This is a genomic window from Thauera aminoaromatica, assembly GCF_000021765.1.
Lineage (GTDB): Bacteria > Pseudomonadota > Gammaproteobacteria > Burkholderiales > Rhodocyclaceae > Thauera > Thauera aminoaromatica.
The window spans coordinates 1,439,324-1,453,394 of the sequence record NC_011662.2 but is presented as its reverse complement, the minus strand read 5'-3'; the positions used below and the strand labels follow the sequence as shown (position 1 = coordinate 1,453,394).

Annotated in this window: 11 protein-coding genes; 6 read left to right on the top strand and 5 right to left on the bottom strand. The window is 72.1% G+C overall.

Annotated elements, in window-relative coordinates; translation table 11 throughout:
* Positions 1-13: 13 nt before the first annotated feature.
* From TMZ1T_RS06455 to TMZ1T_RS21295, 4 genes are read right to left on the bottom strand one after another with little or no spacing between them, the layout of a single operon-like run.
* A complete protein-coding gene (locus TMZ1T_RS06455) occupies positions 14-2,215 on the bottom strand; it encodes a chemotaxis protein CheA (protein ID WP_012584964.1) in 2,202 nt (733 codons plus the stop codon).
* Complete coding sequence (locus tag TMZ1T_RS06450; protein ID WP_004325666.1) at positions 2,215-2,550, bottom strand: STAS domain-containing protein; 336 nt, start codon at positions 2,548-2,550, stop codon at positions 2,215-2,217. Before TMZ1T_RS06450 ends, TMZ1T_RS06455 begins: the two co-directional genes overlap by 1 nt.
* Positions 2,551-2,561: 11 nt before the next feature.
* Positions 2,562-2,927 carry a response regulator gene (locus tag TMZ1T_RS06445; protein WP_004325667.1) on the bottom strand — a complete coding sequence of 122 codons (366 nt, stop codon included), beginning with the start codon at positions 2,925-2,927 and terminating at the stop codon, positions 2,562-2,564.
* A gap of 16 nt (positions 2,928-2,943) precedes the next feature.
* Positions 2,944-4,149 (bottom strand): methyl-accepting chemotaxis protein, encoded by a 1,206-nt coding sequence (locus tag TMZ1T_RS21295; protein WP_049766898.1) that lies wholly within the window; start codon positions 4,147-4,149, stop codon positions 2,944-2,946.
* A 282-nt stretch (positions 4,150-4,431) separates the two neighbouring features.
* Here TMZ1T_RS21295 and TMZ1T_RS06435 point away from each other — a divergent pair, with 282 nt between their 5' ends.
* The 4 genes from TMZ1T_RS06435 to TMZ1T_RS06420 all read left to right on the top strand — a co-directional run bounded on the left by TMZ1T_RS06435 (position 4,432) and on the right by TMZ1T_RS06420 (position 10,429).
* Entirely contained in the window at positions 4,432-5,937 is a 1,506-nt protein-coding gene (locus TMZ1T_RS06435) for a sensor histidine kinase (protein ID WP_012584962.1), read from the top strand.
* A 10-nt stretch (positions 5,938-5,947) separates the two neighbouring features.
* Entirely contained in the window at positions 5,948-7,501 is a 1,554-nt protein-coding gene (locus TMZ1T_RS06430) for a hybrid sensor histidine kinase/response regulator (RefSeq protein ID WP_261789183.1), read from the top strand.
* Positions 7,502-7,510: 9 nt separating this feature from the next.
* Positions 7,511-8,191: a response regulator gene (locus TMZ1T_RS06425; protein ID WP_012584960.1), complete on the top strand. Its 681-nt coding sequence runs from the start codon at positions 7,511-7,513 to the stop codon at positions 8,189-8,191.
* A 99-nt stretch (positions 8,192-8,290) separates the two neighbouring features.
* On the top strand, positions 8,291-10,429 hold the full coding sequence (locus TMZ1T_RS06420) for a putative bifunctional diguanylate cyclase/phosphodiesterase (protein ID WP_012584959.1): 2,139 nt from the start codon (positions 8,291-8,293) through the stop codon (positions 10,427-10,429).
* 18 nt (positions 10,430-10,447) lie between these two features.
* Here TMZ1T_RS06420 and TMZ1T_RS06415 read toward each other — a convergent pair whose 3' ends face one another.
* On the bottom strand, positions 10,448-11,347 hold the full coding sequence (locus TMZ1T_RS06415) for a DMT family transporter (protein WP_012584958.1): 900 nt from the start codon (positions 11,345-11,347) through the stop codon (positions 10,448-10,450).
* Between the two features lie 394 nt (positions 11,348-11,741).
* Here TMZ1T_RS06415 and TMZ1T_RS06410 point away from each other — a divergent pair, with 394 nt between their 5' ends.
* Together TMZ1T_RS06410 and TMZ1T_RS06405 are read left to right on the top strand one after the other, a co-directional pair.
* Positions 11,742-12,257, top strand: coding sequence for an AmiS/UreI family transporter (locus TMZ1T_RS06410; protein WP_012584957.1), 516 nt, complete (start codon positions 11,742-11,744; stop codon positions 12,255-12,257).
* A gap of 286 nt (positions 12,258-12,543) precedes the next feature.
* The gene (locus tag TMZ1T_RS06405) at positions 12,544-14,043 is read left to right on the top strand and encodes a nucleobase:cation symporter-2 family protein (protein WP_012584956.1); all 1,500 of its coding nucleotides are present in this window, start codon (positions 12,544-12,546) and stop codon (positions 14,041-14,043) included.
* Positions 14,044-14,071: the final 28 nt, after the last annotated feature.

Below are 14,071 nucleotides of genomic sequence, written 5' to 3'. Positions count from 1 at the left end.
TCTTCTGCAGCATTCATGCAGCAAGGAAGCGCGCCCGCGGCGCACCCCCGGTGTCGCGGCCCTCGTGCGCGATCGCACGCTGGACCAGTTGTGGCACGTCCAGGATCAGCGCCACCTCGCCGCTGCCCAGGATGGTGGAGCCGGCGATGCCGGCGACGCGCTCGAAGAGCGGCCCGAGCGGCTTGATCACCGCCTGGCATTCGCCGAGCAGATGGTCCACCGCGATCCCCGCCTGGCGCCCGCCGAAGCGCACCACGACCACGTTCTGCCGCGGCGGCGGTGCGCCCTCGAGCGCGAACAGGGCGCGCAGGCGCAGGAAGGGCAGGACCTGGCCGCGCAGGTCGAGGTAGCCGGCGGCGCCGGCGTCGGCCGGCAGCTCGATGCACTCGACCACCGCGTCGAGCGGCAGGATGAAGGTGGCGCCGGCGACACCGACCTGGAAGCCGTCGATGATCGCCAGCGTGAGCGGCAGGCACAGCCGCATCGTGGTGCCGCAGCCCGGCGCGCTGTGGATGTCGAGGGTGCCGCGCAGCGCATCGACGCTGCTCTTGACCACGTCCATGCCGACGCCGCGGCCGGACAGGCTGGTGAGTTCGGCCGCGGTGGAGAAGCCCGGCGCCAGGACGAGGCGGTGGATCTCGGCCTCGGAGAGCACGGCGTCCGCCGCGACCAGGCCGCGCTCGACGGCCTTGGCGAGGATGCGCCGCGCGTCCAGCCCGCCGCCGTCGTCGGCGACCTCGATGACGATGCTGCCCGACTCGTGGAAGGCGCGCAGCTCGACCCGGCCGCGCGCCGGCTTGCCCGCCGCGGCGCGGCGTTCGGGCGATTCGATGCCGTGGTCGAGGGCGTTGCGCACGAGGTGCATGAGCGGGTCGCCGATCTTCTCGACCATGGACTTGTCGAGCTCGGCCTCGGCGCCGCGGATCACCAGCTCGATGTCCTTGCCGAGCTCGCGCGCGAGGTCGCGCACCACGCGCGGGAAGCGGTTGAAGACCTCGCCGATCGGGGTCATGCGCAGGCGCAGCGCGGCGTCGCGCACGTCCTCGACCAGGCGCAGCAGGTTGGCGGCGGTCTCCTGCAGCGCGCGGCTGCCGGCCTGCTGCGCCTGCAGCTGGGTGGCGGCGCCGGCGATGACGAGCTCGCCGACCTGGTCGATGAGCGCGTCGAGCCGGTCGGCGGGCACCTTGACGCTGCGCGTCTCGCTGGCGCGGCGCTCCTCGGCGGCCTTCTGCTTGCCGAGCGCGGCCTGCACCACCTGGGCGGGCACACCGGCGTGCTCGACCAGCAGCTCGCCCACGCGCGGCGCCTCGGCCTGCACGTGCTGGGCGGCGAGCGCGGCCTCGAGCTCGCGCGCGGTGACCGAGCCGCAGGTCACGAGGATCTCGCCGAGTCGGCGCGGGTCCTCGTCGAGCGCCTCGATGAGGGCGAGGTACTCCTCGACGCGCGCCGCCGGCGGCACCAGCACGATGCGCGCGCTGTCCTGCACGAACTCGAACACCGCCTCGATCTCGGCGCGGGGGGCCGTGCTGCGCAGCGCGATCTCGAAGCCGAGGTAGCAGTTTTCCGGGTCGCCGGCGGCAAGCTCGGGCAGGGTGTCGGCGATGGTCTCGACGTGCACGAGCTCGCCGAGGGTGCGCAGGTAGTGGATGAAGGCGAGCGGGTCCATGCCGTTCCTGAGCACCTCGGGCGCGAAGCGCAGCGACAGGTGCCAGTGCTCGGCGCCGAGCGCCACGCTGCCGCCGACCTCGAGCGCGGGCGCGGCCTCGGTCGCGGAGCAGACGACCGGGTCCCCCTCCGCCACGGTCGCCGGCAGTGCGGCGGGGGTGGCGGGCGTCGCGGCGCAGAAGGCTTCGAGGCGGGCGCGCAGCGGCGCGCCCTCGAACTCGGGCGGAGGAAGTTCGGCGGCGACCGCGGCGACGAGGCTGGCGATGTGGTCCTGCGACTCGAGCAGCAGGTTGATCAGGGCGTCGGAGAGTTCGAGTTCGCCGTTGCGCATGCGGTCGAGCACGCTCTCGACGGCGTGGGTGAAGTGCACCACCGCGTCCAGCCCGAACAGGCCGGCCGAGCCCTTGATGGTGTGGGCGCAACGGAACAGCGCGTGCAGCTCGTCGGTCGGCAGCGCGGCGGTCTCGGCGCGCAGGAGGATCTCCTCCATCTGCGCGAGCAGCTCGCGGCTCTCGTCGAGGAAGGTGGCCAGGGCCTGGGAGAGGTCCATCAGCGTGCCTCCTGCGTGGCCGGCGCGGCGTCCTCGAGCAGCGGGTCGCCGAGCGCGCCGCCGAGGCGGGCGAGGTCGAGCAGGCGCAGCACCGCGGCGGAGTGGTTGACGAAGCGCACGCTGCGCCCGACGCTGCGCTTGGCCATCAGCATGAGCTGCAGGCCGGCGGTGTCGATCTCGTCGATGCGGCCGAGGTCGATCTCTAGCGCTTCGTGGGTGGCGAGCGCCTGCAGCCAGGCCTCGCGCAGCGCGGCCACGGTGTAGATGCCGAGTTCGCCCTCGGGGGCGAGGCGGGCGACGCCGGCCGCGGGGGTGTCGAGTGCAGGGGTGTCCATGGGCAGCGCGCTCACATCACCAGCTTGGACACCGCCGCCAGCATCTGCTGCGGCTGGAAGGGCTTGACCACCCAGGCGCGCGCGCCGGCTTCCTGGCCGAGGCGCTTCTTCTCCTCGGCGGCCTCGGTGGTGAGCATGATCACCGGGGTGAACTTGTAGCTCGGGTTCTTCTTGACCTCGCGCACGAAGGCGATGCCGTCCATGTTGGGCATGTTCACGTCGGAGATGATGAGATGAACCTTCTGGCCGCCGAGCTTGCCAAGGGCGTCGCGGCCGTCGCAGGCCTCGATCACCTGGTAGCCGGCGCCCTTGAGCGACAGGCTCACCACCTGGCGCAGCGAGGCGGAGTCGTCGACGATCAGCACGGTCTTGGACATGGGGGAGTACTCCTGCTCAAAAGAAGGTGATGTCGCCGCCGGCCGGGGCGGGGTTCGCGTCGGCACGGCGGGCGTGTTGTTCAAGGGTGGTGTAGGTGCGCTCGAGCGCGGCGATCCAGGCGGCGACGTCGATCGGCGCCGGCACCCGCCCGCCGGCGAGGCGGGCCTCGTCTTCGGCGACCTGGGCGGCGAGGCGCGCCATGTCGGTGCGCACCGCCTCGAGGATCTGGCTGACGCGGTCCTGGAACTGGAGCTGCACCAGCACGCCCTCGATGCGGGACTGCACCGCGGTGCTGTCTTCCTCGAGCGCGCGCGCGGCCTGCGCCATGGCGTTGCCGACCTGGTCGAAGCGGCCGACCACGCTGCCGATCGCCGCCTCGGAGTCGCGCACCAGGACGGCGTCGCCGCGGGCCATGTGCTCGGCCGCTGCGAGCGCCTCGGCCATCGCGGCGTGGGCGCTCTCGACCTTGGCACGGATACGCTCGCCGGTGGCGCCGGAGAGGTCGGAGAGCTTGCGCACCTCGTCGGCGACCACCGCGAAGCCGCGCCCCACCTCACCGGCGCGGGCGGCCTCGATCGCCGCGTTGAGCGCGAGCAGGTTGGTCTGCTTGGCGATCTCGCCGACCTCGCTCGCCATGCGCATCAACTCCTCGGTGACCTGGGCGAGGCGGGCGACCGCCTGCGACAGGCTCTGCTTCTCGGCGAGCGCGGCGTTGAGCCCGGCGAGCACGCGGTCGAGCTCGCCGCGGGCATGGCCGATCACCCCGACCACGCTGTCCTCGCCGCGGTCGGCGGTGGACTGGCGCGAGCGCAGCAGCGCGTCCTGCAGGCGCTCGAGGATGTGCGCGAACTCGCCGGCGAGCGCGCCCACGGCGGTCTCGGTCTGGCTGCGCGAGATGCCCACGTGGTCGTGCCAGCGCGCCAGCGCGGCCTGCGCCAACTGCTGCAGGCTGGCGAGGTAGGCCTCGCGCTCGGCCAGGCGCGCACGCTCCGCCGTGGCCACGCGCGCCGCGACGTCAGCCTGGCGGGCGCGCTCGCGACGCAGTATCCACCATGGCAGGGCGAGGCCGGCGACGCCGACGACGCCCGCCGCGACGACGCCCGCCGCGCCCGGCACGAGCGCGCCGAGCAGCAGCGCCCCCGCCAACCCGGGCGCGGCGAGCGCAGCCAGGGGCAGGAGCTGCGAATCCTTCGAGGCGGGAGCCTGGGGGGCTTGGGACACTTGAGGCTTCTCCACTTGTGCCGCACCCGCCTTGTGGCGCTGCGACGATTCCTGTTCCGTGCGGACTTCGCTCACGGAGCGCTCCGCGCGAAGATGGAACCCATCCGGGGAGTGCCGTTAAACTCCGCATCCGCCCGGGGTTTGCCGGCGGCATGCATTTCCGTCGCCTGCATGTTCCCGCTCCGGGGCGTCTAGGGACAATCGGTAAAATTCCGTGCATGCCCCTAGGGGATTGGACTAGTCGGAAAGCAGGAGCAGGCTCATCGAGACGGAGGGATTCGCGTGCTGATCCGCAGGCAGCAATGGGCGATCGCGATCGCGTCGCTGATCACCGTCGTGGTCGCCACGGGGCTGTGGATCGCGAACAACCTGGCCTTGCGCGCCGAACTGGAGCGCGGCCGCATGTCGGCGCAGATCGGGCCGGTGGGCGCCGCGCAGATGCGCTCGCGCATCTTCGAGTTCCTCGCCGAGCCCTCGCCGGCCGCGCGCGCGCGCTGGTACGAGAGCCACCAGGCGCTCGGCGCGCTGCTCGCGCCCGCGCTGATGGACGGCACCCCCGGCGAGCCGATCATCGCGGGCCTGCGCGCACGCCACGCGGAACTGCCGGCGCTGTTCGAGGCGCTCGCCGCCGATCGCCTGCGCGAGGCCGCGGGCAGCACGCCGACGCCCGAGTTGCTCGACGCGCAGCGCATGGCCTCGGTGCACTTCATGGAGGCGACGCAGCAGGTGGCCAGCGACACCTTGCGCCTGCTCGATCTCGGCCAGGCCCGGCTGGAACGGCTGCATGCCGATCAGGAGCGCCTGATCGCGGGCCTCATCCTCGCACTGGGCCTCGTGATCGGCCTGGAGCTCTTCCTGGTGCATCGCCGCATCCTCGATCCGCTGCAGGAACTGCACAAGGGCGCGCGGGCGATCGAGAAGGGTCACTACGAGCACCGCCTCGGCATGTCCGGCAAGGACGAGATCGCCCAGGTCGGTGCGCAGTTCGACCACATGGCCGACGCGCTCGGCGAGACCCTGCAGGCCCTGCACCAGCAGCGCAGCCAGCTCGAACTCGCCAACCGCGAGCTGGAGAGCTTCAGCTACTCGGTGTCGCACGACCTGCGCGCACCGCTGCGCGGCATCGGCGGCTGGGCGCAGGCGCTCGAGGAGGATCACGGCGCCGCCCTGCCCGTGGAAGCGCAGGAATACCTCGCACGCATCCGCGGCGAATGCGCGCGCATGAACCTGCTCATCGAGGACCTGCTGCAGCTGGCCCGCGTCACCCGCAGCGAGCCGTCCTTCGAGTGGCTGGAGCTCGACCTGCTCGCCCGCGAGGTGGCCGAGCGCGTGCGCGAGAGCTGGCCGGGGCGCGACATCGAGTTCGTGATCGCCCCCGGGCTGACGGTCTGGGGCGACCGCCGCCTGCTCGGGATCGCGCTCGCCAACCTGTTCGACAACGCCTGCAAGTTCACCGCGCGCGTGCCGCGGGCGCGCGTCGAACTCGGCTGCCGGGAAATCGTCGATCCCCTCGGCGCGCGCGTGCTGCGGCAGTATTTCGTGCGCGACAACGGCGCGGGCTTCGACATGAAGCACGCCGCCCGGCTGTTCGTGCCCTTCCAGCGCATGCACTCGCAGCGCGAGTTTCCCGGCACCGGCATCGGGCTGGCGATCGTGCAGCGTATCATCCAGCGTCACGCCGGCGTGCTGGAGGCCGAGGCCGGGCCCGGCGAGGGCGCGTGCTTCCGCTTCACCCTGCCGCTGCTGCCCGGACCGCCTGCCCCCGTACCGAACGCAACGCCCCCATGAGGCGAGCGCCTTGACCCCTCCCCCGAACTCCGCCCCTGCCCCCTCCACGCCCTCGCCCTCGCCTGCGGACAGCCGCAGCGCACCCGCGCCACGAGAGCTCGCGGTGCTGATGGTGGAAGACTCCGAGAGCGATGCGCTGCTGGTCCTGCGTGCGCTGCGGCGTGCCGGCTTCGCGCTGCGCCATCGCCGCGTCGAGGACGGTGCCGGAATGCGCGCGGCGCTCGCAGGCGAGCGCTGGGACGTGGTGCTCTCCGACTTCAACCTGCCCGGCTTCGACGCGCGCAGCGCGCTTGCCGAGCTGCACGCGAGCGGGCTCGACCTGCCCTTCATCGTGGTGTCGGGCACCATCGGCGACGAGACCGCGATCGAGCTGATGCGCCGCGGCGCCCACGACTACCTGATGAAAGAGAACCTCGCCCGCCTCGCCCCCGCAATCGAGCGCGAGCTCGGCGAGGCGCGCGTCCGCGCCGAGCGCCGACGCGCGCTCGCCGCCCTGCACGACAGCGAGGCGGTGCTGCGCGAGGCGCAGCGCATCGGCGGGGTCGGGCAGTGGCGCAGGGACCTGCCGGGCGGCGCGCCATGGTGCTCGGACACCTTGTTCGCGCTCTTCGGCATGGCCCCTGTGGCGGGCGAGGATGCGCTCGACGCCCTGCTCACCCGCGTGCACCCGGACGACCTCGGCCGCCTGCTGCAGGCGCATCGCGAGCTCGCGGCCGGCAGCGAGCGCGTGGAACTGGAGTACCGCATCGTCCATGCCGACGGCAGCCTGCGCTACGTGCTCGAGTGCGCCGCCCGCAGCCGCGGCGTCGAGGCTGCGACGCCGCGCCTGATCGGCACGGTGCACGATGTCACCGCGCAGCGCGCCGCGGCCGAGGCCTTGCGCACCGCCAACGCGCGCCTGCGCCAGATGTCGCTGCGCGTGCTCGACGCCCAGGAGGCCGAGCGCCGTGCGGTGGCCTACGAGCTGCACGACCAGATCGGCCAGGCGCTGACCGCGGTCAAGCTCGACCTGCAGGCGATGACCCCGCATCTGGACGCCGGCCCGGCGGTGGCGCGCCTGGCCGCGGCCATCCACACCACCGAGGAGGCGCTCGCGCAGGTGCGCGGCCTGTCCCTGAACCTGCGCCCGCCGCAGCTCGACTACATGGGCCTGGAAGCCTCGCTGCGCTGGCACGCCGAGCGCGAATGCGCGCGCGCCGGGCTGGCGCTCGACTTCGCCGGCAGCGTGGGCGAGTTCAAGGCGGAAGAGCGCTGCGCGATCGTGTGCTTCCGCCTGCTGCAGGAGGCGCTCACCAACGTCGTCCGCCATGCGGCGGCGAAGCGGGTGCGCATCGCCCTGTCGGCCGCGGACGGCCGCCTGGACCTGGAGATCGCCGACGACGGCCGCGGCTTCGACCTCGCGCGCGCGCGCCGGCGCATGCTGGAGGGCGCCAGCGTGGGCCTGCTCGGCATGGAGGAGCGCGCCGCGCTCATCGGCGGCGAGGTCCACATCGACGCGGCGCCCGGCGCGGGCACCCGCATCCGGGTCAGCCTGCCCTGTACCGCACACGCCGCCGCGGCGTAGGATTCGGCCATGGAAGGAATGCGAGTTCTGCTGGTGGACGATCACAGCCTGGTGCGCGCGGGCATCCGCGCGCTGCTCGGCTCCATCGCGGGCGTGGCCGGCATCGAGGAGGCGAGCAGCGGCCGTCAGGCGGTCGAGCTGGCGGCGACGATGCAGCCCGACCTGGTGCTGATGGACATCGCGATGGACGACATGGACGGCCTCGCCGCGACACGCACGATCGCCGCGGCGCATCCGCACATCAAGGTGGTGATCCTGTCGATGCACGACACCGGCGACTTCTTCGAGCAGGCGCTGCGCTGCGGCGCGCGCGGCTACCTGCTCAAGGACGCCGCGGTGGCCGAGCTCGAGATGGCGATCGCGGCGGTGATGCGCGGCGACGTCTATCTGAGCCCGGCGGTGTCGCGCCACCTGGTGGGCAACATGCTCGCCCGTCCGCCCGAGGACGAACGCGCGGCGAGCGTGCTGACCCCGCGCCAGACCGAGATCCTCGAGCTCATCGGCAGCGGCCTCGGCACCAAGGAGATCGCCCGCCGGCTCGACCTCAGCGTCAAGACCGTGGAGGCGCACCGCGCGCAGATCATGGAGCGCCTGGGCGTGCGCGACATCGCCAACCTGCTGCTCGAGGCCGCGCGCCGCGGCCTCATCACGCTCGGCAAGCGCTCCACAACCCTAGACGCGCCTCGGTAATCCAAGGGATTGCCGCCACGGCCCGCCGGCTTATCATCGCCGCATGGACCGGAGTGCCGGAGTGCGCTTGCGGCCGCACCCCGCAATGGAAGGGCAAGCATGGGCGAGACCGTCAACCTGCTGATCGTCGAGGACAACGAATCCGATGCCGCTCTGGTCGTGCGCCAGCTCGAGCGCGCCGGCTACACGGTGGCGACGGCGCGCCGCGTCGATCGCGCCGCGGAACTCGGCGCCGCGCTCGAGGCCTGCGCGTGGTCCGCGGTGCTGTGCGACTACGCCCTGCCCGGGTTCAGCCCCGAGGAGGCCCTCGCCCAGGTGCAGGCGAGCGGCCTCGACCTGCCCTTCGTGGTCGTCTCGGCCTCGCTCGCCGACGAGGAGGCCGGCCGCCTGATGGCGCTCGGCGCACACGACTACGTGCACAAGCACGATCTCGCGCGCCTCGCCCCGGCGCTGGCGCGCGGCCTGGCCGAGGCGCGCGGGCGCCGGGCCCGCCGCCACGCCGAGGACGGCCTGCGTGCCCGCGAGGCCCACCTGCGCATCTGGGGCGAGGTCGTCGAGGGCCTGCACGAAGGCATCGTGGTGACCAACCTCGCCGGCGACATCCTCGACTGCAACCCGGCCTTCGAGCGCATCACCGGCCATGCGCGCGCCGAGGTGCTCGGGCTCAATCCGCGCGTGCTCAAATCCGGCCGCCACGACGCCGCCTTCTACGCCGGCATGTGGGACGCGCTGGTCACGCGCGGCTCGTGGGTCGGCGAGGTGTGGAACCGGCGCAAGAGCGGCGAGATCTACCCCGAGCGCCTGGCATTGCGTGCGGTGCGCGGCGCCGACGGCCTGCCCACGCACTACGTGGGCATGTTCAGCGACATCAGCCGCGAGAAGCAGGACCAGGCCCGGCTCGACTACCTGACCCACCACGATCCCCTCACCGGCTTCGCCAACCGCCAGCTCTTCATGGAGCGGCTGCAGCAGGCGGTGGAGCGCGCCGCCGCCGGCGAGGGCAAGGCCGCGGTGCTGCTGCTCGACCTCGACCGCTTCCGGCGGGTGAACGAGAGCCTCGGTCAGGACGCCGGCGACCGCCTGCTGCAAGTGATGGCCGAGCGCATCGCCGGCTGCCTGAAGCGGCGCAGCAGCCTCGCCCGCCTGGGCAGTGACGAGTTCCTCGTGCTGATCACCGAGTTCACCGATGCCGACGCGCTGGCCGCGCTCGCGCGACGCATCCTCGACGAGATCGCCCGCCCGGTGACGGTCAACGGCCAGCTCCTGCACATGAGCGCGAGCCTGGGCATCAGCGTCCATCCTCAGGACGGCGCCGACGCCGAGCACCTGCTGCAGGCGGCCGAGGCCGCGCGTGCGCAGATCCGCCACGGCCTGGGCAACCGCCTGCACTTCTTCACCGCCGGCATGGACACCCGGGCACGGCGCTGGATCGAGGTCGAGAGCGAGCTGCGCCATGCGCTCGCGCGCGGCGAGCTGCAGCTCTACTACCAGCCGATCGTGTGCGTGCGCGATGGCCGCGTACGCACCGTGGAGGCGCTGCTGCGCTGGAACAGCCCCGCGCTGGGCTGGGTGTCGCCGGCGGAGTTCATCCCGGTGGCCGAGGAGAGCGAGCTGATCGTCGCGATCGGCGACTGGGCGCTCGAGACCGCCTGCCGCCAGGTCCGCCATTGGCAGGACACCGGCCTGCCGGCGGTGCGCGTGGCGGTGAACGTCTCCGCGCACCAGCTCGCGGGCGGGCGCCTGCCCGAGCGCGTGCGCGAGGTGCTCGAGCGCACCGGCATCGACCCCGGCCAGCTCGAGCTCGAGCTCACCGAGAGCGCGATGATGAGCGACAGCGAGCACGGCGCGCGCCAGGTCGAGGCGATCAGCCGCATGGGGGTGAGCGTCGCGCTCGACGACTTCGGCACCGGCTACTCCTCGCTCGCCTACCTGAGCCGCTTCGCTCTCACCAAGCTGAAGATCGACCGCAGCTTCGTCGATGGCCTGAGCCGCGACCCGAAGAGCTCGATCATCGTGGATGCAACCCTGGGCCTGGCGCGCGGCCTGGGCCTGCGCGTGGTCGCCGAAGGCGTGGAAACGGAGGAGCAGCGCGCGCTGCTCGCCGCCGCCGGCTGCGACGCGCTGCAAGGCTATCTGTTCAGCCCGCCGGTGGCGCCCGCAGCCCTCGGCGCGCTGATCGACCGCTTCGCGCCCGCCGAGCGCTACGCAAAGCCGCGCGTGGTCGCGATCGGCGCCTGAGCGCGGCGCGCCCGCCGCTCAGCGCGGCGACGCGCGCCTGGCCTGGCGCAGCGACCACAGGCTCGTCAGCGCCAGCGCGCCGACGATCAGCGCCATGCCGGCGAATTCCACCGCGGTGGGGCGCTCGCCGAGCTCGATCCAGCCCGCGAGCGCACCCACCATCGGGATGCCGAGCGCGGACAGCCCCGCCACGCCGGCGGACAGCCTCTGCAGCACGAACAGCCACAGCAGCCAGGCCAGCCCGGTGGCGAACACCGCGTTGAACACCAGCGCGCCCCAGAAGTAAGGCGTCGGGTCGATCGGCCGCGAGGGGTGGAGCAGCGCCAGCACGCACAGCGCGACCGCGCCGAACAGCATCTGCCAGGCGGTGAGCGAGAGCAGGTCGAAGTCGTGCGCGCGGCGCATGCGCTTGGCCTGCACCGAGGCCGCCGCCCAGGTCACCCCGCCGGCGACCGCGAGCAGGTTGCTGAAGGCGCTGCCGCCCATCGCCCAGGGCTCGAGCACCAGCATGAGGCCGCAGCCGGCGATCGCATTGGCCACCCACTGCATGCCGCGCACGCGCTCGCCGAGGACGAACCAGGCCATCGGCACCACCCAGAACGGCATCGTATACACCAGCACCGCGGTCTTGCCCGCGCCGCCGGCCACCAGCGCCCACTGGATCAGCGCCGTGAAGGCGCCGGTCTGCAGCACGCCGAGCAGCGCCACCTCGCGCACCTGCTGCAGCCCCAGCGGGCGACGCAGTGCGATCAGCACCACGAAGAGCGTGGCGGCGCCGAGCGCGGTGCGGATCGCCGAGAAGTCGAAGGGATCGACGTACTGGATGACCTGCTTCATGACCACCCAGTTGTAGCCCCAGATCAGCGACAGGAGCGCGAGCGCGGACAGCGCCAGGCGCGGCGAGCCGGATGCGGACATCGGACCTCCAAAAGGAAAATGCCGCGGCGCCCCGGAAGGGAGCCGCGGCCGAAGGGATCCGCCGGGGAGACGGCGGCGAGCAACAGTGCGGGACGGATTATGCGCCAGCGCCGCCGGGGGTGTCATATCGCATCGGTGATGTAGCCCATCCGCGGGGAGCGGGCGATCGGCACGCGGCGTCGCGCGACGGGGACGCGCGACGTGCATCGCTCCTACGGATGCCTGCGGAGCCGCAAGGGTTTTCGCAGGGGCGACGCACGTCGCGATCATGCGCGGGAAGCGGCGCGGCGCAACGTGTGCGCGCCCTGATGCGCGGCATCAGCCTGCCGCACTGCGCGCGCGCGACTCGGCCACCTACACTGCGCGGCCCCATCGTACGTCCCTGGAAAACCTCATGCTGCTCGGCCTGTCCCTGTTCTACGTCGGCGCGGTCCTGATCCTCAACGGCCTGTGGATGCTCGGCCGCATCGGCGAGCGCGAGATCACCATCATCAACCTCTGCACCGGCGGACTCACCCTGCTGGTGTGCCTGCGCCTGGCCCTCGGCGCCGACGCCGACGCGGCGTCGATCCGCGCCGCGGCCTTCTCGCTGCTGTTCTCCTTCACCTACCTGTGGGTGGCCTGGAACCGCCTCACCGGCGCCGACGGGCGCGGGCTGGGCTGGTTCAGCCTGTTCGTGGCGATCACCGCGCTGCCGATCGCGGCCGACACCCTGCGCACCGCCGACAGCACCTGGGACTGGTGGCTCGGCCTGTCGTGGGCGGCGTGGGCGGTGCTGTGGCTGATGTTCTTCCTGCTGCTGGCCCTGCACAGACCGATCGCGCGCGCGACCGCGTGGATGGCGATCGTCCAGGGCATGGGCACCGCCTGGCTGCCCGGCTACCTGCTGCTGACCGGCGCACTGTACTGAATGCGCGCCGCCCGCGGATGCCGCTGCGAGCCCTTCACGCCACGTGATGCTGCACCGCAAAAATATAAAATTTTATATTCGAGGTATTCGCCAGACTCGCTCCCGCCGCGAAGGCGAATCCCTAGACTCCGGTTCAAGTCGGCAGCAGACCCTGGCCGCGCCCTCCGCCCCTCCCCGACGGCAGAGGGCGCACCACCACCCCGACCCTTGCACGGCGCCGCGATGACCCGGGACCACCCGGGCGGGACGGCGCGGAAGAGACACACAAAACATGAAGGAGACGAACATGTCCGACCTCGCACTGCAAGGCGGAAGCGACCCGGTCCATCCGGTCGACGAGAAACTGCCCGGCGGGCGGCTCGCCGCGTTGGGCATGCAGCACGTGCTGGTGATGTATGCCGGCGCGGTCGCGGTGCCCCTGATCGTGGGGCGCGCGCTCGGCTTCGGCCCCGAGCAGGTCGCCCTGCTCATCTCCGCCGACCTGTTCTGCTGCGGCCTGGTGACGCTGATCCAGTCGCTCGGCTTCGGCAAGTACTTCGGCATCAAGCTGCCGGTGATGATGGGCGTGACCTTCGCCGCGGTGGGGCCGATGGTGGCGATGGCCAACGTGCAGGGCGGCCCCGAGGGCGCGCGGGCGATCTTCGGCGCGATCATCGGCGCGGGCATCCTGTCGATCTTCATCGCCCCCTTCATGAGCCGGCTGCTGCGCTTCTTCCCGCCGGTGGTGACCGGCACCATCATCGCGATCATCGGCATCAGCCTGATGCGGGTGGGTGTGGGCTGGGCGCTGGGCGGGCCGGCCCACCTCGCGCAGGGCGTGGATGTGCCCAAGCTGGTGCAGATGGTCGACGGCGCCAAGGCCAGGGCCGCCGAGGCGGGCGTGGAGCTCGCCAAGCTGCCCGGCCCCATCCCGATGGTGGACAACACGAGCTACGGCGCGCTCGACACCATGGCGGTGGCTGCCTTCGTGCTGGTGGTGATCCTGCTGCTGGTGCGCTACGGCCGCGGCTTCGTGGCCAACATCGCGGTGCTGCTGGGCATCGTGGTGGGCTGCGTGGTGGCCGTGGTGATGGGCAAGATGCATTTCGACAAGGTCGCCAAGGCCGACTGGTTCGACGTGGTGACCCCCTTCGCCTTCGGCATGCCGACCTTCGACCCGGTGATGGTGCTGACCATGACCCTGGTGATGATCGTGGTGATGATCGAGTCGGTGGGCATGTTCCTCGCGCTCGGCGAGATCACCGACAAGCGCATCAGCCGCAGCGAGCTCGCCGCCGGCCTGCGCACCGACGGTCTCGGCACGCTGATCGGCGGCCTCTTCAACACCTTCCCCTACACCAGCTTCTCGCAGAACGTGGGCCTGGTGGGCGTGACCGGCGTGAAGAGCCGCTGGGTGTGCGTGGCTGCCGGCGTGATCATGATCGTGCTCGGCATGCTGCCCAAGATGGCGGCGCTGGTGGAGTCGGTGCCGACCTTCGTGCTCGGCGGCGCGGGCCTGGTGATGTTCGGCATGGTGGCGGCGACCGGCATCCGCATCCTCGCCAACGTCGATTTCCGCGCCAACCGCAACAACCTCTACATCGTCGCGCTGTCGATCGGCTTCGGCCTGGTGCCGCTGGTGGCGCCGCGCTGGATGCAGCACATGGCGCACAGCCTGCACCCGCTGCTCGAGTCGGGCATCCTGCTGACGGCGATCTCGGCGGTGGTGCTGAACCTGTACTTCAACGGCGGCCGTGAGGACCGCGCCGGGGCGATCGAGGCGGCGAAGGCGGCCGAGGCGCACTGAGCGAGAGGCCGCTGCCCAACACGGCGCA